Source organism: Aggregatibacter valvarum (assembly GCF_980468985.1).
In genome coordinates this window covers 1,532,231-1,555,048 of record NZ_OZ413141.1, presented here as the reverse complement: position 1 = coordinate 1,555,048, position 22,818 = coordinate 1,532,231, and the positions used below count along the sequence as shown (strand labels likewise).

Below are 22,818 nucleotides of genomic sequence, written 5' to 3'. Positions count from 1 at the left end.
TAGTTTTTTATCTTTTTCTTTGTTTTTTCTTATTGCTGGGTTCACTTTACTCTAGATGAAAATTCTATTATAAATACGCACCTTTCTATCATTTAAAGAGACATTTTATGAGTGAACCAATCAATCAAGTTGAAAAATCTACATGGGCGAGTAAATTCTCTGCCTTAGGTCCCGGAATCGTCATGGCATCTGCTGCCGTTGGCGGTTCGCACATTATCGCCTCCACCCAAGCCGGAGCGATTTATGGTTGGGAATTAGTGAGCATCGTAATTCTTGCGAATTTATTCAAATATCCTTTCTTCCGTTTCGGCGTGCAATATACCTTAGATACCGGCAATACCTTGTTGGAAGGTTACCGCCAAAAAGGTAAATTTTATTTGTGGCTATTCCTTGCATTAAATATTTTTGCCACCGTGATTAACACAGCCGCGGTAGGTTTGCTAACCGCAGCCATTTTAACTTTTGTGATCCCTATTCCATTGCCAATGCCGGTCCTCAGTTTATTGGTGATCGGTGTGACAACCGGCATTTTACTGTTAGGGAAATACCGCTTATTAGACAGCTTATCCAAAATCATCATGATCGCCTTAACTGTGACAACAGTCAGTGCCGTGGTGATTGCATTCATGCGTAACGGTATGCAAGGTGTCGCACCGGCAGATTTCGTTGCGCCTTCCCCGTGGGAATTAAGCAAATTGGCATTTTTGGTGGCGTTAATGGGCTGGATGCCGGCGCCGATTGAAATTTCTGCGATTAACTCCATGTGGGTGGTGGCAAAACGTCGCTTGACCAAAGTGTCTTATCAAGACGGTTTGTTTGACTTTAACGTGGGTTACATCGGCACAGCGATTTTAGCCGTTGTGTTCTTGGCACTTGGTGCGTTAGTACAATTCGGTTCACCTGAAACCGTGGAAATGGTGGGCGGTAAATATATCGCGCAATTAATCAATATGTATGCCAGCACCATCGGTGAATGGGCGCGTTTATTGATTGCCGTGATTGCCTTCATGTGTATGTTTGGAACAACCATTACCGTTATCGACGGCTATTCCCGTAGCAACGTTGAATCCTTGCGTTTATTACTTGGTAAACACGAAAGCACCGTAAAAACCTTAAACATTGCCATGGTGCTTGCCGCGGCCTCCGGTTTAGCCATTATTTTCTATTTTAATAACGCCGTTGGTCCGATGTTGAAATTCGCAATGATTGCATCCTTTGTTTCTGCGCCGGTGTTTGCATGGTTGAACTTATCCTTAACCATGAAAGCGAAACACAGCGTGAAAGGTGGATTATTGTGGTTGTCCTTCATCGGCTTATTCTACTTAACTGCGTTTGCTGCACTCTTTATTGCACAGCAAGCCGGCTGGTTAGGCTAAAAATTTTTTTTAAAAACGACCGCACTTTAAGGACTTCTTTAAAGTGCGGTTCTTTTTTACGTTGTTTTAAGTGAAAATACATGGCGAACTTTTTATTTGCGTGGATATCCAATTGAAATATAAAAACAACCAATCTGTCCTTGTTGTCATTTATGCCAAAGAGAGTGGCAGAGTGCTTATGCTACAGCGTCGAGATGATCCGGCTTTCTGGCAATCGGTCACCGGTTCTTTGGAAGAACATGAAATGCCGCATGACGCGGCAGTGCGTGAAGTTTGGGAAGAAGTGCGGTTAAAAACGCCGTCAAAAAGCACCGCACTTTGTGATTGCCATGAAAGCGTAACGTTTGAAATTTTTCCGCATTTCCGCTATAAATACGCACCGAATGTTACCCACTGCCGAGAGCACTGGTTTTTGTTGGCAGTGGATCAGGAATTTACCCCTGAATTAACCGAACATCTCGCTTTTCAATGGGTTTCGCCGGCACAGGCGGTGCAGATGACGAAATCGCCTAATAATGCAGAAGCGATAAGAAAATATTTATTTGATTTGACAAAATAGAAGGAAAACAACATGGCAGGCCATAGTAAGTGGGCAAATATTAAACACCGTAAAGCAGCGCAAGATGCGCAACGTGGCAAAATCTTTACGAAATTAATTCGTGAATTGGTAACCGCTGCAAAAATCGGTGGCGGCGATGTGGGATCGAACCCACGTTTACGTGCGGCAGTGGATAAAGCGCTCAGCAACAACATGACCCGTGATACCATTAACCGTGCTATTGAGCGTGGTGTTGGTGGTGGCGATGACACCAATATGGAAACCAAAATCTATGAAGGTTACGGCCCGGGTGGCACGGCCGTCATGGTGGAATGTTTGAGCGATAATGCTAACCGCACTATTTCCCAAGTTCGCCCAAGTTTTACCAAATGTGGCGGTAACTTAGGTACAGAAGGTTCTGTGGGTTATTTATTTAGTAAAAAGGGCTTGATTATTGTTAATCAAGCGGATGAAGATGCATTAATGGAAGCGGCGATTGAGGCCGGTGCCGATGATGTTCAACCGCAAGATGACGGCTCTTTTGAAATTTATACCGCATGGGAAGAATTAGGTTCCGTACGCGATGGCATTGAAGCGGCAGGCTTTAAAGTGCAAGAAGCGGAAGTAACAATGATTCCATCAACGACAGTAGATTTGGATGCGGAAACCGCACCGAAACTATTGCGTTTAATTGATATGTTGGAAGACTGTGATGACGTACAAAACGTTTATCACAACGGTGAAATTAGCGATGAAGTCGCTGCAATGCTATAAGGAGCATTTATGAAATTTGTTAAAGTATTCTCTGCAATGGCTACAGTTGCCATTTTGGCGGCGTGTTCTAATGCAACAGCCAATGTAGAGCCCAAAGCTGCCGGCGCTATGCCAACGATTACGGATAAAACCGTCGTGTATTCTTGCAACAAGAAAACCGTGACTGCCGTGTATCAATTCGAAGGTCAAGAACCGACAGGGGCAATGGTGATGGTAGGCAATAAAGTGATTGCAAAAGATTTTGCTCGCGATGCATCTCAAAAAGATTTTACCGCATTTACTTCCGGCAACTATGTGTGGAATGTGGACAGCGGTTTAACCTTGGATAAATTTGATTCTGTCGTGCCGGTAAATCTTTTACAAAAAGGCAAAAAATCCGACAAAATCATCGTGAAAAACTGTGATGTGAACGCGAAAGCGACCGCAAAAGCAAATCAATAAACTTTCACGTCAAATAAAAACGGCTAGGTCTTCTAGCCGTTTGTTTTATACCCGATTATGACAATTATTTTAGGCATTGACCCCGGTTCGCGCGTGACCGGTTATGGCGTTATCCGACAAACCGGGCGGCAGTTGGAATACCTTGGTAGTGGTGCCATTCGTACTCAAGTAGATGATTTACCGACTCGTTTAAAACGTATTTATGCCGGCGTGACGGAAATCATCACGCAATTTCAACCGGATATGTTTGCGATTGAACAAGTGTTTATGGCAAAAAATGCGGATTCGGCCCTGAAACTCGGGCAGGCACGTGGCACGGCGATTGTTGCGGCAGTGAATCATGATTTGCCGGTGTTTGAATATGCCGCCCGTTTAGTCAAACAAACGGTGGTGGGGATTGGCTCGGCGGATAAGGTTCAGGTGCAAGAGATGGTCACGCGAATTCTTAAACTTTCCGATAAGCCACAAGCCGATGCAGCGGATGCTTTAGCGATCGCCATTACGCATGCCCATTCCATACAGCACTCTTTCCATGTCGCTGATGCAGCTGGTCAGCATAAAACACAAGAAAAAATGACCGCACTTTTACGCACGCGATATAGTCGAGGCCGTTTCCGTTTAAAAATTTAACTGGATATTTATCCAGTTTTATTTTATCCTACCTGCGATTTTTTTACTGATAATTAGGATTGCTATGATTGGTCATCTCACCGGCATTTTAATGGAAAAACAGCCACCGGAAATTTTGTTGGATGTGCAGGGTGTCGGCTATGAATTGTTGTTGCCGATGACAAGTTTTTATCATCTTCCCGAAGTGGGCAAACAAACCAGCTTATTTACCCATTTGGTCGTGCGTGAAGATGCTCATTTGCTCTTTGGATTTGCACAAAAAACAGACCGCACTTTATTTCGTGAATTGATCAAAACCAATGGTGTAGGCCCTAAATTGGCGTTGGCAATTTTATCTGCCATGTCGGTAGATGAGTTTGCGTATGCCATTGAACGCGAAGAATTGTCAAAATTAGTGAAGATTCCCGGTGTCGGCAAGAAAACCGCAGAAAGACTTTTGGTTGAACTCAAAGGCAAGTTTAACGGCGTGAAAAATAACGATTTCTTTATGCAAGCGGATCATTTGCCAAGCTTTAGCATGGAAGCCGTTGCAACCACTGAACCTTCTAATGAGGCTGTAGCAGCATTGATCGCCTTGGGCTATAAGCCGGTTGATGCGGAGAAAATGGTGAAAAAAGTTTCTAAACCGGAACTTTCCAGTGAACAGTTAATTCGTGAAGCTTTAAAAGCCGCGTTGTAATTTGAGATAGACAAGATGATTGAAGCAGACAGAATTATCAGTGCTACGGCAAAATTAGACGAAGATGTCATTGATCGTGCCATTCGTCCAAAATTGTTGGCGGATTATGTGGGACAACCACAAGTTTGTGAGCAAATGGAAATTTTCATTAAAGCGGCACAATTACGTCAGGATGCCTTGGATCATTTGTTGATTTTTGGTCCACCGGGATTGGGAAAAACGACTTTAGCGAACATTGTTGCTAACGAGATGGGCGTGAATATCCGTACCACATCCGGTCCGGTTTTAGAAAAGGCGGGTGATTTAGCGGCGATGCTGACAAATCTTGAGCCTCATGATGTGTTATTTATTGATGAAATTCATCGCCTTTCCCCTGCCATTGAAGAAGTATTGTACCCGGCAATGGAAGATTATCAGTTGGACATCATGATTGGTGAAGGCCCGGCCGCCCGCTCTATTAAATTGGATTTACCGCCCTTTACGCTCATTGGTGCGACTACCCGAGCCGGTTCTTTAACTTCGCCATTGCGCGATCGTTTTGGGATTGTGCAACGCTTGGAATTTTATTCCGTGCCGGATTTAACGTCTATTGTGTCAAGAAGTGCGGTCTGTTTGCAGCTTAAAATTGATGATTCGGCCGCCTATGAAATTGCCCGCCGTTCTCGTGGTACACCGCGGATTGCGAATCGCTTATTACGTCGAGTGCGAGATTATGCCGATGTGCGTAATAACGGTGTGATTACCGAAGCCATTGCGAAAGCAGCGTTGTCTATGTTGGATATTGACGATGCCGGGTTTGATTATTTGGACAGGAAGTTACTGACGGCAGTTTTAGAGCGTTTTGATGGTGGGCCTGTGGGGTTAGACAATTTAGCTGCGGCGATTGGGGAAGAGCGGGATACCATTGAAGATGTGTTGGAACCTTATTTAATTCAGCAGGGATTCTTACAACGAACACCTCGCGGAAGAATGGCAACCTCAACAACTTATCGTCATTTTGGTATTGAAAAAATATCATGTGAAGACTAAAAAACAAAAGGCTTATTCAATCTAATAAGCCTTTTGTTTCGTGAGAAATTACTGTGTTTGTTGCTGTTGTTTCATGCTGTTGAGTTTCGCCATGGCAACATCGCAACTTTTAATTTGCGTAGCTAACTCCATTTCAAGAATTTGTTTTTTACTTTGATTGAGCTTGCTACGGATTTTATTGACTTGAGGGTGTGTACCCGGTTGTTTCTCCGCTTCTGCAATCAAATTTTCGGTTTCACTGAATAAATCCTTGCACTGTTGTGGAACGTTAGCAATGGATTTTGCGTTTTTGTCTTTATCCACGTCTGCGGCATTGGCTACATTTGAAACACTTGCAACCATCATTGTCGTGAAAAGTGCGGTAAAAATGTGCGTTATTTTTTGTGTCATATTGAAGCCTTTTTGTTGTTCAAGTTATCTTCAAAGTGTAAATCTTGCATGAAGTTATCAGAATCCCTTTGTGATGTCTAGTCTCTTTTTTCGAATCACCCTCATTTTTATGCAGTTAAAGTGAATAGATGTTGAAATTATGTTAATAGAATATATAATTTGATCCTGATCAATTTAGCCTAAATTACTTATTTTGAGTTGTTTTTGATTTAATTTCAAAAATGTGATCTTTGCGACATATTTCTCTATTCTTTATCCCTATATTTAGTAGTAGAATGTGCCAATCATTTGGGTTGTCTATGTAATCACTGATGTTTATCCAAATTAAGCCGCAGTCATTATAAAGATAATTTTCTTATGCAAATTCAAAACATTTTTGATGTTTATGGGGTGATTACTTAGTAATCATGAATTTAAGGACTTGTAGCTTTTACAAGGAGTCGAGATGTTAGACGTTGTTGAACTCTCAAGATTACAGTTTGCTTTAACGGCGCTGTATCACTTCATTTTTGTACCGCTGACACTAGGATTGTCTTTCGTGCTTGTCATCATGGAAACGACCTATGTCGTAACAGGTAAAGAAGTGTATAAAGATATGACAAAATTTTGGGGTAAGTTATTTGGGATTAACTTTGCCCTAGGGGTAACGACCGGTATCATTATGGAATTCCAATTTGGTACGAACTGGTCTTACTATTCTCACTATGTAGGTGATATTTTTGGTGCGCCGTTGGCGATCGAAGCATTGCTTGCATTCTTCTTAGAATCAACATTTGTGGGTTTATTTTTCTTTGGTTGGGATCGCCTAACAAAAGGGAAACACCTATTGGCAACTTATTGTGTCGCTTTCGGTTCAAACCTTTCTGCGATGTGGATTTTGGTGGCAAATGGTTGGATGCAATCACCGACAGGTTCAGAATTTAATTTTGAAACCGTTCGTATGGAAATGACCAGCTTCTTAGATTTATGGTTGAATCCGGTTGCACAAAGTAAATTCTTGCATACCTTATCTGGCGGTTATGTTGCCGGTGCGTTCTTTGTGTTGGCAATCAGTTCTTACTATTTGTTGAAAGGTCGTGATCTTGGCTTTGCTAAGCGTTCTTTCTCTATTGCTGCTACCTGGGGATTTATTGCCTCAATTGCTGTGTTAGTGATGGGCGATGAATCCGGTTACGATATTGGTAAGGCGCAACCTGTAAAATTAGCGGCGATGGAAGCTGAATTTGAAACGCATGCTGCGCCAGCGCCATTCCATCCTGTTGCTCTTCCGAATACCGCAGAAATGCGTAATGATTTTGCGATTGAAATTCCATACCTTGGTGGCTTAATTGCTACACGTTCTTTAGATAAAGAAATTACCGGTCTAAAAGAGCTTCAAGCAAAAAATGAAACGCGCGTTCGCAATGGTATTATGGCCTATGATTTGTTTACTCAGTTAAAAGCACAGAAAAAAGCAACAGGTCAGGTTAACCCAGAAACTAAAGCGCAATTTAATGAAGTGAAAGGCGATCTTGGTTTTGGATTGTTGTTAAAACGTTATACCGATAAAGTTGTGGATGCAACGGAAGATCAAATTAAACAAGCAGCACGTGATACCATTCCTAATGTCGGTCCGAACTTCTGGGCGTTCCGTGGAATGTTAGCTGCCGGTGGTTTAATTATCTTATTAACGTTTGGTGCATTTGTGCAAAATTTACGTAGTCGAGTCACTGCATCACCATTACTCCTTAAAGCATTGTTATGGGGATTACCATTGCCATTCTTAGCCATTGAATTTGGTTGGTTCCTAGCTGAGTATGGTCGTCAACCTTGGGCGATTTATGAAGTATTGCCTGTTGGTGTGTCGGCATCCAATTTAAGTGTGAGTGATCTCTGGTTCTCTATCGGGTTAATTTGTGTGCTTTATTTCTTCTTTATTATTGTTGAAATGTACTTAATGTTTAAATACGCCCGTTTAGGTCCGAGCGCATTAAAAACCGGTAAATACTACTTTGAGCAATCATCTAAATAAGCAGGAGACGAATTATGATTGATTATGAATTTCTACGTATTATTTGGTGGGTGCTAGTCATTGTATTACTCATCGGTTTTTCTGTTACCGATGGTTTTGATATGGGCGTGACCGCACTTTTACCGGTTGCCGGTAAAAAAGAAGTTGAAAAGCGTATTATGATCAACTCCATTGCTCCTCACTGGGATGGTAACCAAGTCTGGTTATTAACTGCCGGTGGTGCAATCTTTGCGGCATGGCCGATTGTGTATTCCGTAGCCTTCTCCGGTTTCTATATTGCCTTATTCTTAGTGTTGGCGGCATTATTTTTCCGTCCAATTGGCTTTGAATATCGTGCAAAAATTGATAACCCAACATGGCGTGCAGTATGGGATTGGGGCTTGTTTGCCGGCGGTTTTGTACCAGCATTAGTTTTCGGTGTAGCATTTGGTAATTTATTGCAAGGTGTGCCATTTGAATTAAATGAGCTTTCACAAGTGACCTATACAGGTTCGTTCTTTGCATTATTAAACCCATTTGCACTACTTTGCGGCGTGCTAAGTCTTGCCATGTTAGTGACACACGGCGCAAACTGGTTACAAATGAAAACAACGGCAGAGTTGCGCAATCGTGCAAGAGCCATTACCCAAATTGGCGCATTAGTGACATTAATTACCTTTGTTCTTGCGGGCGTATGGCTTTCCTTTAAAGAAGGTTATGTTGTAACCAGCGTATTGGATCACTTTGCCCCATCTTCTCCAGCCTCCGGCAAAGAAGTGGCGGTTGAAGTTGGTGCATGGTTCAAGAACTTCAACGAGACTCCGGCTTTGTGGATCTTCCCAGCATTGGTTGTTATTGGTGCCTTATTAAATGTGGTTGCCTCTAAAGCAAATCGTTGTGGTTTTGCGTTCTTCTTCTCTGTATTAACCATGGCAGGCGTGATTATTACGGCAGCAGTATCCATGTTCCCATTTGTGATGCCTTCAAGTACTCACCCGGCACAAAGCTTATTAATGTGGGATGCAACATCAAGTGAACTAACCTTAACGTTAATGTTCTATCTCGCATTAGTCTTCGTGAGTATCTCATTGCTTTACACTATTTGGTCATACTACAAAATGTTTGGTCGTTTAGATGAAAGCTTTGTTGAAGACAATAAAAACACCTTATACTAAGGAGAATAATATGTTATATGCAATTTGGGTCATCGGTGTTTTATTCGCGATAGGCGTAAGTGCAAAAATTACAATGAACAAAGAGCGTTCAGGTCAATTCGACGAGTAATGCATGATTAACGCATTGTATCAATTAGCAAATAAGGGTTCGTTACGAACCCTTTCATTTGTTTTGGCACTGGCACTGACGATTTTTTTCTTTTTAAATGTCAATCAATTCTCAACACAGCTAAGAGCGGTTGAATTTTATTATGTTTTGGCAGTGATTTGGGGTGTTGTCATTTTATGGATTCATGGTATCGGTTTTGATATTCGAGCTGCGTTTTGGCGCGCAATTTTTATGCCATGGTTCGGCTATGTTGCAGCAATTATCGCACTGTTTAACAATCTACTCACTTAGAGATAATCCAACGCATATTTTTATGAGTGCTACTTGCTAATCATTTTGTAGCATTTTAAAATAGCCAACTTCTTGCCTTTTGAAGTTTGGTTAGGGATAAGAAAAATTGGAACAAAGTGTTTTTCATTATTCTGCTCGTGTTTATTATGAAGATACGGATGCAGGTGGAGTCGTTTATCATGCTCGTTATTTGCATTTTTTAGAGCGTGCTAGAACAGAATATTTAAGAACATTTAATTTTTCTCAACAAGCATTGTTAGCGGAAAATAAAAGTGCCTTTGTCGTTAAATCCATGAATGTGGATTACCGAATTCCGGCAAAATTGGATGATTTATTACATATTGAAACCAGTATTACGGAAATAAAAGGGGCTTCTCTCATTTTCTCTCAAGCAATTAAACGAGATGAATTAACGTTGTGTCAGGCTACTGTAAAGGTAGCCTATGTTGATCTTGGAAAAATGAAACCTGTTGCGATCCCACAGGTAATCAAGACAATGCTAACTCATCAAATATAAATAAATTATTTTCGGAGCATATAATGACCGCAGAGTTAAACTTTTTAGATTTGTTTCTAAAAGCGAGTATCGTTGTTCAGTTAGTGATTCTGATTCTTATCGCTTTCTCAATCACCTCTTGGGCAATTATTATTCAGCGTAGCCGTGTGTTAACAAAAGCCTTAAGAGAATCCATGGTATTTGAAGAACGCTTTTGGTCGGGCGAGGATTTAAATAAATTATATGAAGGGTTGTCTAATCGTCGTGATGGATTAACCGGTAGCGAACAGATTTTTTATGTTGGTTTTAAAGAGTTTACGCGTTTAAAACAAGCAAACCCAGATGCACCGGAAGCTATCATTAAAGGAAGTACCCGTGCAATGAATTTATCTATGAATCGCGAAATTGAAGATATTGAAACGCGCGTTCCATTCTTGGCAACCGTTGCATCTATTAGTCCATATATCGGTCTTTTTGGTACGGTTTGGGGGATTATGCACGCATTCATGTCATTAAGCGGAGCAAAACAAGCGACATTGCAAATGGTTGCACCAGGAATTGCTGAAGCGTTAATTGCAACAGCAATTGGTTTATTTGCAGCGATCCCGGCTGTTATGGCTTATAACCGTTTAAGTTTACGTGTAAATAAATTAGAGCAAAACTACGGCAATTTTATTGATGAGTTTACAACTATATTACACCGTCAAGTGTTTGGTAAAACGCATCATAATTAATTGTAACGAGTTCTCACCGCATTTTGATAAAGTGCGGTCATTATTTTAGCTGTTTTTAGAATTCTCAGTTTAGAGGGTTGATATGTCTTATCGTCGTCAGCGTCGCGATATCAAATCTGAAATCAATATTGTGCCATTTTTGGATGTGCTTTTAGTATTGGTTTTAATTTTTATGGCTACGGCGCCTATTATTAGTCAAAGTGTAGAAGTTGAATTGCCGGATGCCGTGCAAAGCCAAAATGTGTCTACTGAAGACAAAACACCGGTTATTTTAGAGGTATCGGGTGTGGGGCAGTACGCCATTTCAATTGGTGGTAACCGTACGGAAAATTTAACTGAAGATATGGTTACCCAATTATCAAAACAAGAGTTTGATAAAGATAACAATACGATGTTCTTAGTTGGTGGTGCAAAGGATGTGCCTTATGAAGAGGTGATTAAAGCACTGAATTTACTTCACCTTGCCGGCATTAAATCAGTTGGATTAATGACAAATCCCATTTAATAAATATAGGTAACGAGTGTGCAGAATAAGCGACAAAAAGGCGATGTTAATGCCGTTGTGATTTCGATCATAATGCACTTGGCTTTGTTTGTGTTATTAATTTTGAGCTCGCTCTATCATAACGTTGATATTATGGGCGGCGGAGAAGGTGATGATGGCGAAGTGATTGGCGCAGTCATGGTTGATACCGGTTCTGCCGCACAAGAATGGGGTCGAATTCAACAGCAGAAAAAAGGTCAAGCCGAAAAGCAAAAAAAACAATCTTTAGAAGATAAAAAACAGGAAGAACAAGCGCAAAAACAGGAAGAACAACAAGAACAAAAACAACAAGAGGCGTTAAAAGAAGAGCAACAACGCCAAGAAGAAATTGCTCGACAAAAAGCACTGGAACAACAAAAAGAGCAGGAAAAACAAAAATTATTAGCTGAGCAGAAAAAACAGCAGGAAGAAAAAGCCCGTCTGGAAGCGCTTGAAAAACAAAAGCAAGCTGAGGAAGCTAAGGCTAAACAAGCTGCTGAGGCAGCTAAATTAAAAGCAGATGCTGAAGCAAAACGGTTAGCTGCTGCGGCAAAACAAGCTGAAGAAGAGGCAAAAGCAAAGGCTGCAGCTATTGAAAAAGCAAAGCAAGAAGCTAAAGCAAAGGCGGATGCCGAAGCGAAAGCAAAAGCGGATGCCGAAGCGAAAGCAAAAGCCGATGCAGAAGCTAAGGCACAAGCTGAGGCTAAAGCAAAAGCGGATGCAGAAGCTAAGGCAAAAGCAGAGGCTAAAGCAAAGGCGGATGCCGAAGCGAAAGCAAAAGCGGAAGCCAAGGCAAAAGCAGATGCAAAAGCGAAGGCAGAGGCTGAAGCTAAGGCGAAAGCCGATGCTCAACGGAAAGCAGATCAAAATGCGCTAGATGATTTCTTTAACGGTGGTGACATCGGTGGAGGTAGCGCAACACGGGGTGGTAATGCAAATAAACAAGGAAGCCTTGGTGCAGGTGCATCAATGGGGGCGGGTGACGGTGGTAAAACCGGCTCGGCCTATGCCGGCATTGTTTACTCTTCGATAAAACCGTATTTTCGTGGTGATAATCGATTTATCGGCAAAGTTTGCGATATTAAAATGGAAATTTCGAGTGATGGAACTATTTTGTCATATGAGAAAAAATCCGGACCAAATGATTTATGTGCTGCAGCATTAAATGCGATTTCACAAGCGAAAAAAATGCGTAGAGCGCCAACACCGGAAGAGTATCAAATGTTTAAGAGTTTTACACTTGGATTTGACCCAAGAAAAGTGCGGTAATTTTTTATTGCGTTTTTAAAACGATAGGAGAACAAATGAAAATTGTTATTCGAATTTTTAGTTTATTGATCATGCTATTAGGACTCTCGTCCGTAGCGCAGGCAGAAGTACGTATCGTAATTGATGAGGTAATGGATTCTGCTCGTCCAATCGCTGTCGTGCCTTTTAAGTGGAACGGACCGGGCAGTGCCCCGGCGGATATTGCGCAAATCATTTCTGACGATTTGCGCAATAGTGGAAAATTTAATCCTATGCCAGTGGGGAAAATGCCTCAACAACCGACGTCAGCTGCGGAGGTTAATCCTCAACTTTGGTCTGCACAAGGTATTGAAGCGGTTATTGTTGGGCAAGTTACCCCATCCAATGGAGGCTTTGATATTGCGTATCAATTAGTGGATACCATGGGAAGTGCCGGTTCGATTCTTTCACAAAATCAATATACGGTGACACAAAAATGGCTGCGTTATGGTGCTCATACGGTGAGTGATGAGTCCTTTGAAAAATTAACCGGTATTCGTGGCGCATTTAGAACCCGTATTGCGTATGTTGTACAAAAAAATGGGGGCTCTCAGCCTTACGAAGTTCGCGTAGCAGATTATGATGGATTTAATCAATTCATTATTAATAAGAGTTCTCAGCCATTTATGTCTCCGGCATGGTCTCCTGACGGCAAAAAACTTGCCTATGTTTCTTTTGAAAATAAAAAAGCGCAAATTATTTTACAAGATTTAGGATCCATGGCGCGTAAGGTCGTCGCGTCATTCCCTGGACATAATGGGGCGCCGGCATTTTCTCCGGATGGCTCAAGATTAGCTTTTGCGTCTTCAAAAGATGGTGTATTAAATATTTATGTAATAAATTTGGGTAGTGGACAGGTTTCTCAGTTAACCAGTGGCGCAGGTAATAATACCGAACCATCTTGGTCGCCTGATGGCCAATCAATCGTGTTCACCTCCGACAGAGGCGGCTCTCCGCAAGTTTACCGTATGAGTGCAACCGGTGGCGGTGTATCTTTAGTTGGTGGACGTGGTAGTGGCCAAATCAGCGCAGATGGCAATACGTTGGTGATGGTAGATGGAAGTAATAACATCGTGAAACAAGATTTGGCATCAGGTAGCTCCGAAGTGCTAAGTTCAACTTTTTTAGATGAAAGTCCGAGTATTTCACCTAATGGTATTATGATTATTTACAGCTCTACCCAAGGCTTGGGAAAGGTGTTACAATTAGTGTCCACAGACGGACGCTTTAAAGCACGTTTACCAGGAAATGATGGACAAGTGAAATTTCCAGCTTGGTCACCATACTTAACTAAATAAACAAGGAGAATTCAATGAATAAATTAACTAAAGCATTGTTAGTTGCTGGTTCTGTAGCTGTATTAGCAGCTTGCGGATCTTCAAATAAAACTGAAAACGGTAACGGTAATGGTAATGGCCAAACTTTTGGTGGCTATTCTGTTCAAGATTTGCAACAACGTTATAACACTGTATATTTCGGTTTTGATAAATACAATATTGAAGGCGAATATGCTCAAATCTTAGATGCTCATGCTGCATACTTGACAGCTACCCCAGCAACAAGTGTTCGTGTTGAAGGTAACACCGATGAACGTGGTACACCAGAATACAACATGGCATTAGGTGAACGTCGTGCACACGCAGTGCAAAGCTTCTTAACCTCTAAAGGTGTTCAAGGTAGCCAAATCTCTACCGTTTCTTACGGTGAAGAAAAACCAGCAGTATTAGGTCATGACGAAGCTGCTTACTCTAAAAACCGTCGTGCTGTGTTAGCATACTAATTTTTGCAAGACGAATAAAAAAGCCGAGCTTATGCTCGGTTTTTTATTATGGAAGAAAGAATGAAAATTATCTTTCTCTGAGATTCACATGATGCCTTTGAATCTCTGAAAGGCTTATAAGAGAGTGTTTCCTATAATCTGTGTATAACAGTATAAAATGCAGTTTCACTGCACTTTTTAGAGAACTATGGGTTTATCCCAATGGTTTTCGTTGTTTTATCGTATTTTAATCCAGAGTGAGATCCCTCGGATCCGTTAAAATAGATATCTTTGGGCTGAGAGCAAGCCGTGATTGTTAATATGCCGGCAAGTATAAAGAGTAGTTTTTTCATGGGGTACCTAATTTGTTAATAAAAAACGAGTTAATTATAGCATAGTCTTAAATTATTCGTTTATGGTTTATTATCGGATCTAATATTGTGTACGATTTTACAGGCAAGCTAATAAAGAGATTAAAAATTGTATTGAAACATTTTTGCTTTTGCTAGGGATAGTAGAGCAGGTAAGAGTAGAATAATGTTACTTTTTAAAAAAAGTGACTAATGTTCACAATTCATTTACTTGAATGAAGGACATTTACAAAAAGAAATGGCGCACTAGGAAACTAATCTGAAAATATTGATTGATTTGGTGGGTCGTGAAGGATTCGAACCTTCGACCAACGGATTAAAAGTCCGCTGCTCTACCGACTGAGCTAACGACCCAACGATATGATTTATTTAGAGGATTTTAAAGAATAAATTATCTTTAAAATGGTGCCCGAGGCCAGACTTGAACTGGCACGCCTCGAAAGGCGAGGGATTTTAAATCCCTTGTGTCTACCGATTCCACCACTCGGGCAAAATAACTAACTGCGCTAAAAGGTTATGGAGGCGTGTCCCGGAGTCGAACCGAGCTACATGGATTTGCAATCCAGTGCATAACCGCTTTGCTAACACGCCGTTAGTTTGGAGCGGGAAACGAGGCTCGAACTCGCGACCCCGACCTTGGCAAGGTCGTGCTCTACCAACTGAGCTATTCCCGCATTCGCTGTTAGTGGCGTGCATTTTACTGACTTATGTCTCACTGTCAATAAACAATTTAGAAAAATAAATGTGTTTGTTGAAAAAAAATGCAAATTTTAAAATTTCAATGGTAAATTTTTCATTTATTTGATGAAAGCGTTATAAAAATCTCCTTTAATCACATTGTGCTTTGTGCCAAAATGCATGCACGATTTTTATCAAAAGTGCGGTATAAAATTTTGTTATTTTATCGGAGGATTTATGACGCAAGAATATGAGATTGATACCTTATTGGCTCAAGCCGGTAATCGTACAGATGCGCGGACCGGTGCAGTTTCCACACCAATTTTCCTTTCTACGGCTTATGGGCATCATGGCATCGGTGAAAGTACCGGATTTGATTACACAAGAACGAAAAACCCGACCCGCAGTGTACTAGAAGAAACTATTGCTAAATTAGAAAAAGGTGATCTCGGATTTGCTTGTTCTTCCGGTATGGCGGCAATTCAATTACTAATGTCTCTCTTTACCTCACCGGATGAGTGGATTGTATCCAGCGATGTATATGGTGGCACCTATCGATTATTGGATTTTTGCTATAAAAATACGCACGGTGTGAAACCGGTCTATGTGAATACCGCGTCTGTCAGTGAGATTGAGGCGGCGATTACGCCAAATACTAAAGCCATTTTTATTGAAACCCCTTCTAATCCGTTAATGGAAGAATGTGATGTGGATGCGATTGCGAAGGTGGCGAAAAAACACAATTTATTACTTATTGTGGATAATACGTTCTTAACACCGGTGTTGTTCCGTCCAATGGAGCATGGCGCAGACATTGTTATCCACAGTGGCACGAAGTATATTGCCGGCCATAATGATGTATTGGTTGGTTTAATTGTGGCGAAAGGGCAGGAATTATGTGATCGTCTATTTTACATTCAAAATGGTTCTGGTCCGGTGCTATCACCATTTGATTCTTGGTTAACCATTCGAGGCATGAAGACTTTAGCTTTACGTATGCAACGTCATGAAGAAAATGCGAAAGCGGTTGCCGAATTTTTACGCCAACAGCCACAAGTTAAAGATGTGTTATACCCAAATAAGGGCGGAATGCTCTCTTTCCGTTTGCAGGATGAAAATTGGGTAAATACTTTCTTAAAAGCCATTAAATTGATTACCTTTGCTGAAAGCCTTGGTGGCACGGAAAGTTTTATTACCTATCCGGCAACGCAAACGCACATGGATATTCCTGAAGCGGAGCGTATTGCTCGCGGTATTACAAATAATCTATTGCGTTTTTCAGTAGGATTAGAAAACATTGAGGATATTAAAGCGGATTTAATGCAGGCGTTTGCACAGCTTAAATAAGTCATTCACGGAGGGCAAAATGAAAGTTGCGGTGTACAGTACAAAAAGTTATGACCGAAAATATTTAGAATTAATTAATGCTAAGTATGGGCTGGTGCTAGAGTTTTTTGATTTTATGCTTAGCGAGCGAACAGCAAAAATGGCGGAACATTGTGATGCCGTGTGCATTTTTGTTAATGATGACGGAAGCCGAAAAGTGTTGGAAAAATTGGCCGCACTTGGCGTAAAAATTATCGCATTACGTTGTGCCGGCTTTAATAATGTGGATTTAAAAGCAGCACAAGAGCTAGGCTTAACTGTGGTTCGTGTACCGGCCTACTCACCGGAAGCTGTCGCGGAACATACGGTTGGGCTAATGCTGACGTTAAATCGCCGTATTCACCGCGCTTATCAACGGACTCGTGAAGCGAACTTTTCTTTGGAAGGGTTGATAGGTTTTAATATGCATGGCCGAACTGTTGGGGTGATTGGTACCGGTAAGATTGGTGTGGCTGTTATGCGCATTCTAAAAGGGTTCGGTATGCATATTTTGGCGTATGATCCGTTTAAAAATAAGGCAGCAGAAGAGCTTGGAGCGGAATACGTGACGTTAGATGAAATTTATCATCGTTCACATATCATTACGTTGCATTGCCCTGCTACACCGGAAAACTACCATTTATTAAATCGTGATGCGTTTGCCAAAATGAAAGATGGCGTCATGATTATTAACACCAGTCGTGGCACTTTAATTGATACGCAAGCTGCGATTGATGCGTTAAAACAACGTAAAATCGGTTCTTTAGGAATGGATGTGTATGAAAACGAAAGAGATTTATTCTTTGAAGACAAATCTAATGAAGTCATTTTAGATGATGTTTTCCGCCGCTTATCATCTTGTCACAATGTCTTACTCACAGGGCATCAAGCCTTTTTAACAGAAGAGGCATTAACCAGTATTGCCGATGTGACCTTATCAAATATTTATGCGGTGGGGAGCGGTAAGCCTTGTGATAACAAGGTGCTACCATCTTAGTTTTCAGCAATTAAACTAATTTGTGCGAATGGCTCTACGCTATGCTATTATGCGCAGACACTTAAACAAGCAATGCCAGATCAAATGGCATGATTCATCAAAAGAAATAAGGACAGAAAAATGAGTGAAGTATTACATTCCAGCGATGCGACTTTCGTAGCCGATGTGGTCAATTCCGATGTGCCGGTATTGTTAGATTTTTGGGCACCATGGTGTGGTCCGTGCAAAATGATTGCCCCAGTTTTAGACGAGTTGGCAGTTGAATTTGCCGGTAAAGTAAAGATTGTGAAAATCAATATCGACGACAATCAAGCTACACCGGCACAATTCGGTGTTCGTAGTATCCCAACATTATTGTTGTTCAAAGACGGCAAACCGGTGGCAAGCCAAGTAGGTGCATTGCCTAAAAATCAATTAGCCGCATTCATCAATCAAAATATCTAACGCATTTTGATGCGAAGATAATACTGAATCTGGCAGCGACTTCTAAGATTTGTTGCTGTCAGATTAATTTATCTTAAAATGTTTCCTAAAGGAGGGTATCAGTCCTTTAACTAAATGCAGAAAGCCTCAATTCTCCGATTAATATCACTTCCAGAAACTTGTCCTGCCGTTTTACTCATCAAAGATCATTGGGTTTATCTAAGAAAAACGCCCAACTTAATGCATTACATTAACTTGGGCGCAATAAGGAAGATTTGAATGTATTAGCGTTTATTTATGCCTTATTCATCAAACATCGCTGAAATAGATTCTTCATTACTGATACGGCGAATCGCTTCGGCGAGCATTTTTGAAAGCGTTAAGGCACGCACTTTTCCTAATGCGATAATTTCATCGGTAAGAGGAATAGTATCGGTCACAACGATTTCATCAAGGGCATCACTGGCAAGATTTTTTGCTGCGGAACCGGAGAAAACCGCATGAGTCGCATAAGCAAATACACGTTTTGCACCACGTTCTTTTAATGCTTCCGCGGCTTTGCATAAAGTACCGCCGGTATCGATCATGTCATCTACCAAGATACAGTCGCGATCAGCCACATCCCCGATAATATGCATGACTTGAGAAACGTTAGCACGTGGGCGACGTTTATCGATGATTGCCATATCTGTATCATTTAATAGTTTCGCCACAGCACGGGCACGCACAACACCGCCAATGTCCGGAGAGACCACGATTGGATTCACTAAGTCAGTTTTCTTTAAAATATCTTCAATTAACACCGGAGAGCCGAATACGTTATCCACCGGCACATCAAAGAATCCTTGGATTTGTTCTGCGTGTAAATCACAGGTTAATACACGGTCAACGCCGACACCGGATAAGAAATCTGCCACCACTTTTGCGGTAATTGGCACACGCGCAGAACGAACACGGCGATCTTGGCGGGCATAGCCGAAATAAGGCACCACAGCGGTAATACGGCCTGCTGAAGCGCGACGCAGTGCATCAACCATTACTAACAATTCCATTAAGTTGTCATTGGTGGGTGCACAGGTGGATTGGATAATGAATACATCGCTACCACGAACATTTTCATTAATTTGCACTTGCACTTCACCGTCACTAAAACGGCCAACGGTTGCATCGCTTAATTTGGTTTTTAAGCATATTGAAATACGTTTGGCGAGTTCCGGTGTCGCATTACCGGCGAAGAGTTTAATATCAGGCATATTCGTTTAACCTCGGGAGTTATAGATTTATTAAGTAAGTATTAGCGGCTTGAGTCGGGCAAATTTTCAACATTTGTGCGTTGTAACATGGCATGTAATGGAGAAAGGTTTAATCCTTTTGCAACAAAGCCAAAGCAATTTTGGGGCTTTGCCTCAAGAACCCATTGTGCAGATTTTTCATCATCAAATTCTGCAAAAACACAAGCGCCGGTTCCGGTGAGTCTGGCCGGTGCATATTTTACCAACCAGTTAAGCAATTCTTCAACCTCAGAATAATGATCACGAACAACTTTTTCGCAATCGTTTGCGTATTCTTCTTGGAGTAATTGTGACAACGATTTCTTTGGTGTTTTCCGTGGTAAAGCAGGATCCGAAAATACAACAGCCGTAGAAATAGAGACATTCGGTTTTAGCACGACATACCATTTTTCCGGTGCTTCACAATAAGTGATTTGTTCACCGACGCCCTCGGCAAATGCGGCTTTGCCATGCACAAAGATCGGCACATCCGCTCCTAAGCTTAAGCCTAATTGGGCTAATTCTTCAGTCGTTAAACCTGTTTTCCATAAATCATTTAATGCCACTAAAGTCGTTGCTGCATTGGATGAACCACCGCCGACACCACCACCAATCGGCAAAATTTTATCCAATTCAAGATCGGCACCAAGTGACGTATTAGTATGGCGTTGAAGCAAGGTTGCTGCACGATAAATTAAGTTATCTTCTACGTTTAAATCAGGAATGGATGAGACTAAATTAATTTTGCCATCATTTCTCACTTGAATGGATAGCCAATCACCAAAGTCTAAAAATTGAAATAATGTTTGTAATTCATGGTAGCCATCGGGGCGTTTGCCATTGATGTATAAGAAAAGATTTAATTTAGCCGGGCAAGGAAAGCGCAACGGTTGTGCGCTTTCCAATGACGGATGAGATAAAAGTGCGGTGGAAAATTGATATGTTTTCATGCCTTAGAATTTCCATTCATCAACACGGATTTTCAGCGTTTGTCCGTCAGTTTTCAGCAAGATATTTTCCGGCATTGGTGGTTGAGAGCTGGATTGATAAGACAAATAATCCGCCGTCCACGTTTTACCGTCAAAGAAATGCGTGAACGAGGCAAGTAGGTGATTTTCCCCCACATGATAGTCATCGTTATCTTTGGGTTGTCCTTTTAACCAAAAAGCAAATTGATCCAATGGGAAGTCCATGCCAATAATTTCGCGCAATAACAGTTTGGCATCTGTCGCAGAACGTTGACGCCCTTTATTGTCGGAAATGGTCATGCCTTGGGCGTGCATTTGAATTTGCAACGTTTCGCTACTGAGGGTGGAATACAATTTCAGCGTATAATTTTGGGGATTATGGTATTGCCAGTCAAAACGAGTAGAAAACCGTTCCTTTTTGCTGATATAGCCAAGCTGCCCTAAGGCTTGATAGCCTTCAATTCGTTTAATTTGTTGCAAATGTTGTTGCCAACTCGGATCGGTGCTGTCGATATGTTTGACATCCGTTGGGCGTTGTTCATCGGTGACGACACAACCGGTTAAGAGTAAACCGATAAATAGCATCCACAAATAAGAGGTTAGAGTTTTCATAAGTCGTTATTTTTCCTGAGTGATCGTTGGGGGAGAAAAGTGCGGTAAGATTTCCGCACGTTTTTGTTTTACGGCAAAAATACGGCCGCGATTCAGCTGATCGCGAATGGCTTTATGTTCAAAACCGGCAGCAATAATAGATTGAACATCGACTTTTAAGGCCGCTTGATATAAAGTCAAAGCAAATTCTTGTTGTGGGTATTGGCTATGTTCAAAGCCCTTTCTGCCGCGGGTATCGGCAAAACACACTAAGAGAAATTCCATAAAACGCAATGGTTTACGCCACACATCAAAGGTATTAAACAGTTTCACCACCGTTTCCGGGCGAAGTTCAACGATTTTGTGAATATGCGTATGGTATTCACAAGTGAGCTCCGCCAGTTGTTGATAATAGGACGGGACTTTGAGACGTTTGCACAAATTGCGCGTAGGTGTAATACCTAATTTTTCATGGCCATGATGATGTGGCCAATTGGATTTTGGCGTTTTTGCTTTGCCTAAATCATGACAAATGGCGGCAAAACGCACCGCACTTTTATGGCAATCTACCTGTTCGGAAAGCAAGGTGGCTTGTTGTAATACCATCATGGTGTGCACAAAACTGTCAATTTCAGGATGATATTTGGCAGGGTTTGGCACACCATATAAGGCATCTAATTCCGGGAATAAGAGGGCAAGGGCGCCCACCTGACGCAAGGTTTCGAAATAGATTTCAGGATTTTTCTCATTGAGCGCTTTTTCTGTTTCTGCCCAAACGCGTTCAGCGGTGAGATGTTGCAATTCGCCTTGCTGCGTGAGTGTTTGCATTAATTGCAAGGTTTCCGGTGCAATGGTAAATCCCAAATGATGATAGCGTGCGGCAAAGCGAGCAACGCGTAACACGCGCAAGGGATCTTCCACAAACGCCGGGGAAACGTGGCGCAAAATACGCTGTTGTAAATCATTGGCGCCATGATAAGGATCGTATAAATTGCCTTGTAAATCCTGTGCTATGGCGTTAATGGTGAGATCGCGGCGAATTAAATCTTGCTCGAGGGTAATCTCTGCGGAAAAGTCACAAATAAAGCCGGTATAACCTTGACCGGATTTACGCTCAGTGCGCGCGAGTGCATATTCTTCTTTGCTTTGCGGATGAAGAAATACAGGAAAGTCTTTGCCGACTTGTTGATAACCGAGATCGATCAAGGTTTGTGGTGTTGCGCCCACAATGACCCAATCGCGATCTTTTACCGGAAGGTTGAGTAGTTGGTCACGCACTGCGCCACCAACCAAATAAACGTGAAATGGCGTCTGAACCATTATGCCCAACCATCACGACGGCGGCGTTTTGGCATAATTAATGGCAGGATTAAACCGATTAATAAGCCGACACCCAATACGGAACCGCCGTAAATAAACCATTGAATAGCAATTTCGCGTTTGCCGGCATCCAACATGGCTTCTAAATCACGGTTTTTATTTTTTGTGATTTCTAATTCGCGTTTGAGTTGCGAATTTTGTTCTAATAATTCGCTGCTTTGTTGTTCCGCTTGTTTGGTTCGACGTTGCATTTCTGCCGTACGTTGTTGCCAAGCGTCATCTAATCGATTGAGTTTTAAGCTTAATTCTTGAATCTGGCTTTTGAGTTTGGGATTTTCCAGCTTACTGCTGGCGTTCGGGCTGAGTTCACTACTAAGAATCCACGCTTCACGATTTTTGCTGTCACGAATCAGTGTATAGCGATCTTTTTTATCAAGCACGGTGACGGCTTCACCGGCTTGAATTGAGCCTGCAATTTTAAATTGTTCTCCGGCACCTTTACGTAAAAAAGTAGAAAGATTTTCTGTAACATATTGTGTTTCCGCATAAGCGGCAGAAATTCCAACACTTAAAAAAAACGGCGCAAGCAAATAATGCATGACTTTTTTCATAT

The 22,818-nt window shown here is 41.6% G+C and carries 25 protein-coding genes and 4 tRNA genes; 19 read left to right on the top strand and 10 right to left on the bottom strand.

From position 1 onward, the window contains the following. Positions 1-107: 107 nt before the first annotated feature. From AC30SF_RS07305 to ruvB, 7 genes are all read left to right on the top strand, one after another. The gene (locus AC30SF_RS07305; RefSeq protein WP_489606892.1) at positions 108-1,376 is read left to right on the top strand and encodes an NRAMP family divalent metal transporter; all 1,269 of its coding nucleotides are present in this window, start codon (positions 108-110) and stop codon (positions 1,374-1,376) included. Positions 1,377-1,488: 112 nt separating this feature from the next. Beyond that, a complete protein-coding gene (gene nudB / locus AC30SF_RS07300; RefSeq protein ID WP_489608027.1) occupies positions 1,489-1,935 on the top strand; it encodes a dihydroneopterin triphosphate diphosphatase in 447 nt (148 codons plus the stop codon). Between the two features lie 12 nt (positions 1,936-1,947). Beyond that, positions 1,948-2,688 (top strand): YebC/PmpR family DNA-binding transcriptional regulator, encoded by a 741-nt coding sequence (locus AC30SF_RS07295; protein ID WP_021615175.1) that lies wholly within the window; start codon positions 1,948-1,950, stop codon positions 2,686-2,688. A 9-nt stretch (positions 2,689-2,697) separates the two neighbouring features. Beyond that, positions 2,698-3,129 (top strand): ACP-like domain-containing protein, encoded by a 432-nt coding sequence (locus tag AC30SF_RS07290; RefSeq protein ID WP_489608026.1) that lies wholly within the window; start codon positions 2,698-2,700, stop codon positions 3,127-3,129. A gap of 57 nt (positions 3,130-3,186) precedes the next feature. Beyond that, positions 3,187-3,759, top strand: a complete 573-nt coding sequence (gene ruvC, locus AC30SF_RS07285; RefSeq protein ID WP_489608025.1) for a crossover junction endodeoxyribonuclease RuvC — start codon at positions 3,187-3,189, stop codon at positions 3,757-3,759. A gap of 64 nt (positions 3,760-3,823) precedes the next feature. Further along, positions 3,824-4,438, top strand: a complete 615-nt coding sequence (gene ruvA, locus AC30SF_RS07280; RefSeq protein WP_489608024.1) for a Holliday junction branch migration protein RuvA — start codon at positions 3,824-3,826, stop codon at positions 4,436-4,438. Positions 4,439-4,453: 15 nt separating this feature from the next. Further along, positions 4,454-5,467 carry a Holliday junction branch migration DNA helicase RuvB gene (gene ruvB / locus AC30SF_RS07275; RefSeq protein WP_290521997.1) on the top strand — a complete coding sequence of 338 codons (1,014 nt, stop codon included), beginning with the start codon at positions 4,454-4,456 and terminating at the stop codon, positions 5,465-5,467. A 48-nt stretch (positions 5,468-5,515) separates the two neighbouring features. Here ruvB and AC30SF_RS07270 read toward each other — a convergent pair whose 3' ends face one another. Further along, positions 5,516-5,857 carry a DUF5339 domain-containing protein gene (locus tag AC30SF_RS07270; RefSeq protein ID WP_021615170.1) on the bottom strand — a complete coding sequence of 114 codons (342 nt, stop codon included), beginning with the start codon at positions 5,855-5,857 and terminating at the stop codon, positions 5,516-5,518. Positions 5,858-6,302: 445 nt separating this feature from the next. On the opposite strand from AC30SF_RS07270, the gene AC30SF_RS07265 reads away from it, so the two are divergent. The 9 genes from AC30SF_RS07265 to pal all read left to right on the top strand — a co-directional run bounded on the left by AC30SF_RS07265 (position 6,303) and on the right by pal (position 14,242). Beyond that, the gene (locus AC30SF_RS07265; protein ID WP_021615169.1) at positions 6,303-7,868 is read left to right on the top strand and encodes a cytochrome ubiquinol oxidase subunit I; all 1,566 of its coding nucleotides are present in this window, start codon (positions 6,303-6,305) and stop codon (positions 7,866-7,868) included. Positions 7,869-7,882: 14 nt separating this feature from the next. Continuing rightward, the gene (cydB, locus tag AC30SF_RS07260) at positions 7,883-9,022 is read left to right on the top strand and encodes a cytochrome d ubiquinol oxidase subunit II (protein WP_209364448.1); all 1,140 of its coding nucleotides are present in this window, start codon (positions 7,883-7,885) and stop codon (positions 9,020-9,022) included. A gap of 112 nt (positions 9,023-9,134) precedes the next feature. After that, on the top strand, positions 9,135-9,422 hold the full coding sequence (gene ybgE / locus AC30SF_RS07255) for a cyd operon protein YbgE (RefSeq protein ID WP_021615167.1): 288 nt from the start codon (positions 9,135-9,137) through the stop codon (positions 9,420-9,422). Positions 9,423-9,528: 106 nt separating this feature from the next. Then, on the top strand, positions 9,529-9,939 hold the full coding sequence (gene ybgC / locus AC30SF_RS07250) for a tol-pal system-associated acyl-CoA thioesterase (protein ID WP_209364449.1): 411 nt from the start codon (positions 9,529-9,531) through the stop codon (positions 9,937-9,939). A 23-nt stretch (positions 9,940-9,962) separates the two neighbouring features. After that, the gene (gene tolQ / locus AC30SF_RS07245) at positions 9,963-10,652 is read left to right on the top strand and encodes a protein TolQ (RefSeq protein ID WP_021615165.1); all 690 of its coding nucleotides are present in this window, start codon (positions 9,963-9,965) and stop codon (positions 10,650-10,652) included. Between the two features lie 82 nt (positions 10,653-10,734). Continuing rightward, on the top strand, positions 10,735-11,157 hold the full coding sequence (gene tolR, locus AC30SF_RS07240) for a colicin uptake protein TolR (RefSeq protein WP_021615164.1): 423 nt from the start codon (positions 10,735-10,737) through the stop codon (positions 11,155-11,157). Between the two features lie 18 nt (positions 11,158-11,175). Then, positions 11,176-12,444: a cell envelope integrity protein TolA gene (gene tolA, locus AC30SF_RS07235; RefSeq protein WP_489608023.1), complete on the top strand. Its 1,269-nt coding sequence runs from the start codon at positions 11,176-11,178 to the stop codon at positions 12,442-12,444. Positions 12,445-12,479: 35 nt separating this feature from the next. Then, the gene (gene tolB, locus AC30SF_RS07230; RefSeq protein WP_489608022.1) at positions 12,480-13,760 is read left to right on the top strand and encodes a Tol-Pal system beta propeller repeat protein TolB; all 1,281 of its coding nucleotides are present in this window, start codon (positions 12,480-12,482) and stop codon (positions 13,758-13,760) included. Between the two features lie 14 nt (positions 13,761-13,774). Continuing rightward, positions 13,775-14,242, top strand: coding sequence for a peptidoglycan-associated lipoprotein Pal (gene pal / locus AC30SF_RS07225; protein WP_295976232.1), 468 nt, complete (start codon positions 13,775-13,777; stop codon positions 14,240-14,242). 628 nt (positions 14,243-14,870) lie between these two features. On the opposite strand, the gene AC30SF_RS07220 is transcribed toward pal, so the two are convergent. From AC30SF_RS07220 to AC30SF_RS07205, 4 genes are all read right to left on the bottom strand, one after another. Beyond that, a tRNA-Lys gene (locus AC30SF_RS07220) sits at positions 14,871-14,946 on the bottom strand. Positions 14,947-14,995: 49 nt separating this feature from the next. Beyond that, a tRNA-Leu gene (locus tag AC30SF_RS07215) sits at positions 14,996-15,082 on the bottom strand. A 27-nt stretch (positions 15,083-15,109) separates the two neighbouring features. After that, positions 15,110-15,183: transfer RNA gene (locus AC30SF_RS07210), tRNA-Cys, on the bottom strand. Between the two features lie 7 nt (positions 15,184-15,190). Next, positions 15,191-15,266, bottom strand: a tRNA-Gly gene (locus AC30SF_RS07205). A gap of 241 nt (positions 15,267-15,507) precedes the next feature. On the opposite strand from AC30SF_RS07205, the gene AC30SF_RS07200 reads away from it, so the two are divergent. The 3 genes from AC30SF_RS07200 to trxA all read left to right on the top strand — a co-directional run bounded on the left by AC30SF_RS07200 (position 15,508) and on the right by trxA (position 18,076). After that, a complete protein-coding gene (locus AC30SF_RS07200) occupies positions 15,508-16,617 on the top strand; it encodes a methionine biosynthesis PLP-dependent protein (RefSeq protein ID WP_314117324.1) in 1,110 nt (369 codons plus the stop codon). Between the two features lie 19 nt (positions 16,618-16,636). Next, positions 16,637-17,632, top strand: a complete 996-nt coding sequence (locus AC30SF_RS07195) for a 2-hydroxyacid dehydrogenase (RefSeq protein WP_033002311.1) — start codon at positions 16,637-16,639, stop codon at positions 17,630-17,632. 120 nt (positions 17,633-17,752) lie between these two features. After that, the gene (gene trxA / locus AC30SF_RS07190) at positions 17,753-18,076 is read left to right on the top strand and encodes a thioredoxin (protein WP_021615158.1); all 324 of its coding nucleotides are present in this window, start codon (positions 17,753-17,755) and stop codon (positions 18,074-18,076) included. Between the two features lie 281 nt (positions 18,077-18,357). Here the strand turns inward: trxA and AC30SF_RS07185 are convergent, their stop codons facing one another. From AC30SF_RS07185 to AC30SF_RS07165, 5 genes are read right to left on the bottom strand one after another with little or no spacing between them, the layout of a single operon-like run. Continuing rightward, a complete protein-coding gene (locus AC30SF_RS07185; RefSeq protein WP_021615156.1) occupies positions 18,358-19,308 on the bottom strand; it encodes a ribose-phosphate pyrophosphokinase in 951 nt (316 codons plus the stop codon). 41 nt (positions 19,309-19,349) lie between these two features. Beyond that, positions 19,350-20,276 carry a 4-(cytidine 5'-diphospho)-2-C-methyl-D-erythritol kinase gene (ispE, locus tag AC30SF_RS07180; protein WP_489608021.1) on the bottom strand — a complete coding sequence of 309 codons (927 nt, stop codon included), beginning with the start codon at positions 20,274-20,276 and terminating at the stop codon, positions 19,350-19,352. A gap of 3 nt (positions 20,277-20,279) precedes the next feature. Continuing rightward, complete coding sequence (gene lolB / locus AC30SF_RS07175; RefSeq protein WP_489608020.1) at positions 20,280-20,906, bottom strand: lipoprotein insertase outer membrane protein LolB; 627 nt, start codon at positions 20,904-20,906, stop codon at positions 20,280-20,282. 6 nt (positions 20,907-20,912) lie between these two features. Next, positions 20,913-22,205 (bottom strand): multifunctional CCA addition/repair protein, encoded by a 1,293-nt coding sequence (locus tag AC30SF_RS07170; protein ID WP_489608019.1) that lies wholly within the window; start codon positions 22,203-22,205, stop codon positions 20,913-20,915. Beyond that, complete coding sequence (locus AC30SF_RS07165) at positions 22,205-22,816, bottom strand: TIGR04211 family SH3 domain-containing protein (RefSeq protein WP_290521526.1); 612 nt, start codon at positions 22,814-22,816, stop codon at positions 22,205-22,207. The genes AC30SF_RS07170 and AC30SF_RS07165 overlap by 1 nt, the downstream gene beginning before the upstream one ends. Positions 22,817-22,818 lie beyond the last annotated feature (2 nt).

Excerpts from the sequence above, each read along its gene's own strand:
- AC30SF_RS07295 (WP_021615175.1), top strand. The coding sequence starts at position 1,948 with ATGGCAGGCCATAGTAAGTGGGCAAATATTAAACACCGTAAAGCAGCG.
- ruvB (WP_290521997.1), top strand. The coding sequence starts at position 4,454 with ATGATTGAAGCAGACAGAATTATCAGTGCTACGGCAAAATTAGACGAA.
- AC30SF_RS07290 (WP_489608026.1), top strand. The coding sequence starts at position 2,698 with ATGAAATTTGTTAAAGTATTCTCTGCAATGGCTACAGTTGCCATTTTG.
- AC30SF_RS07200 (WP_314117324.1), top strand. The coding sequence starts at position 15,508 with ATGACGCAAGAATATGAGATTGATACCTTATTGGCTCAAGCCGGTAAT.
- trxA (WP_021615158.1), top strand. The coding sequence starts at position 17,753 with ATGAGTGAAGTATTACATTCCAGCGATGCGACTTTCGTAGCCGATGTG.
- AC30SF_RS07170 (WP_489608019.1), bottom strand. The coding sequence starts at position 22,205 with ATGGTTCAGACGCCATTTCACGTTTATTTGGTTGGTGGCGCAGTGCGT.
- AC30SF_RS07185 (WP_021615156.1), bottom strand. The coding sequence starts at position 19,308 with ATGCCTGATATTAAACTCTTCGCCGGTAATGCGACACCGGAACTCGCC.
- ispE (WP_489608021.1), bottom strand. The coding sequence starts at position 20,276 with ATGAAAACATATCAATTTTCCACCGCACTTTTATCTCATCCGTCATTG.
- tolR (WP_021615164.1), top strand. The coding sequence starts at position 10,735 with ATGTCTTATCGTCGTCAGCGTCGCGATATCAAATCTGAAATCAATATT.
- AC30SF_RS07165 (WP_290521526.1), bottom strand. The coding sequence starts at position 22,816 with ATGAAAAAAGTCATGCATTATTTGCTTGCGCCGTTTTTTTTAAGTGTT.
- AC30SF_RS07270 (WP_021615170.1), bottom strand. The coding sequence starts at position 5,857 with ATGACACAAAAAATAACGCACATTTTTACCGCACTTTTCACGACAATG.
- lolB (WP_489608020.1), bottom strand. The coding sequence starts at position 20,906 with ATGAAAACTCTAACCTCTTATTTGTGGATGCTATTTATCGGTTTACTC.
- AC30SF_RS07195 (WP_033002311.1), top strand. The coding sequence starts at position 16,637 with ATGAAAGTTGCGGTGTACAGTACAAAAAGTTATGACCGAAAATATTTA.
- cydB (WP_209364448.1), top strand. The coding sequence starts at position 7,883 with ATGATTGATTATGAATTTCTACGTATTATTTGGTGGGTGCTAGTCATT.
- AC30SF_RS07305 (WP_489606892.1), top strand. The coding sequence starts at position 108 with ATGAGTGAACCAATCAATCAAGTTGAAAAATCTACATGGGCGAGTAAA.
- AC30SF_RS07265 (WP_021615169.1), top strand. The coding sequence starts at position 6,303 with ATGTTAGACGTTGTTGAACTCTCAAGATTACAGTTTGCTTTAACGGCG.
- tolQ (WP_021615165.1), top strand. The coding sequence starts at position 9,963 with ATGACCGCAGAGTTAAACTTTTTAGATTTGTTTCTAAAAGCGAGTATC.
- ruvC (WP_489608025.1), top strand. The coding sequence starts at position 3,187 with ATGACAATTATTTTAGGCATTGACCCCGGTTCGCGCGTGACCGGTTAT.
- ybgE (WP_021615167.1), top strand. The coding sequence starts at position 9,135 with ATGATTAACGCATTGTATCAATTAGCAAATAAGGGTTCGTTACGAACC.
- tolB (WP_489608022.1), top strand. The coding sequence starts at position 12,480 with ATGAAAATTGTTATTCGAATTTTTAGTTTATTGATCATGCTATTAGGA.
- pal (WP_295976232.1), top strand. The coding sequence starts at position 13,775 with ATGAATAAATTAACTAAAGCATTGTTAGTTGCTGGTTCTGTAGCTGTA.
- ruvA (WP_489608024.1), top strand. The coding sequence starts at position 3,824 with ATGATTGGTCATCTCACCGGCATTTTAATGGAAAAACAGCCACCGGAA.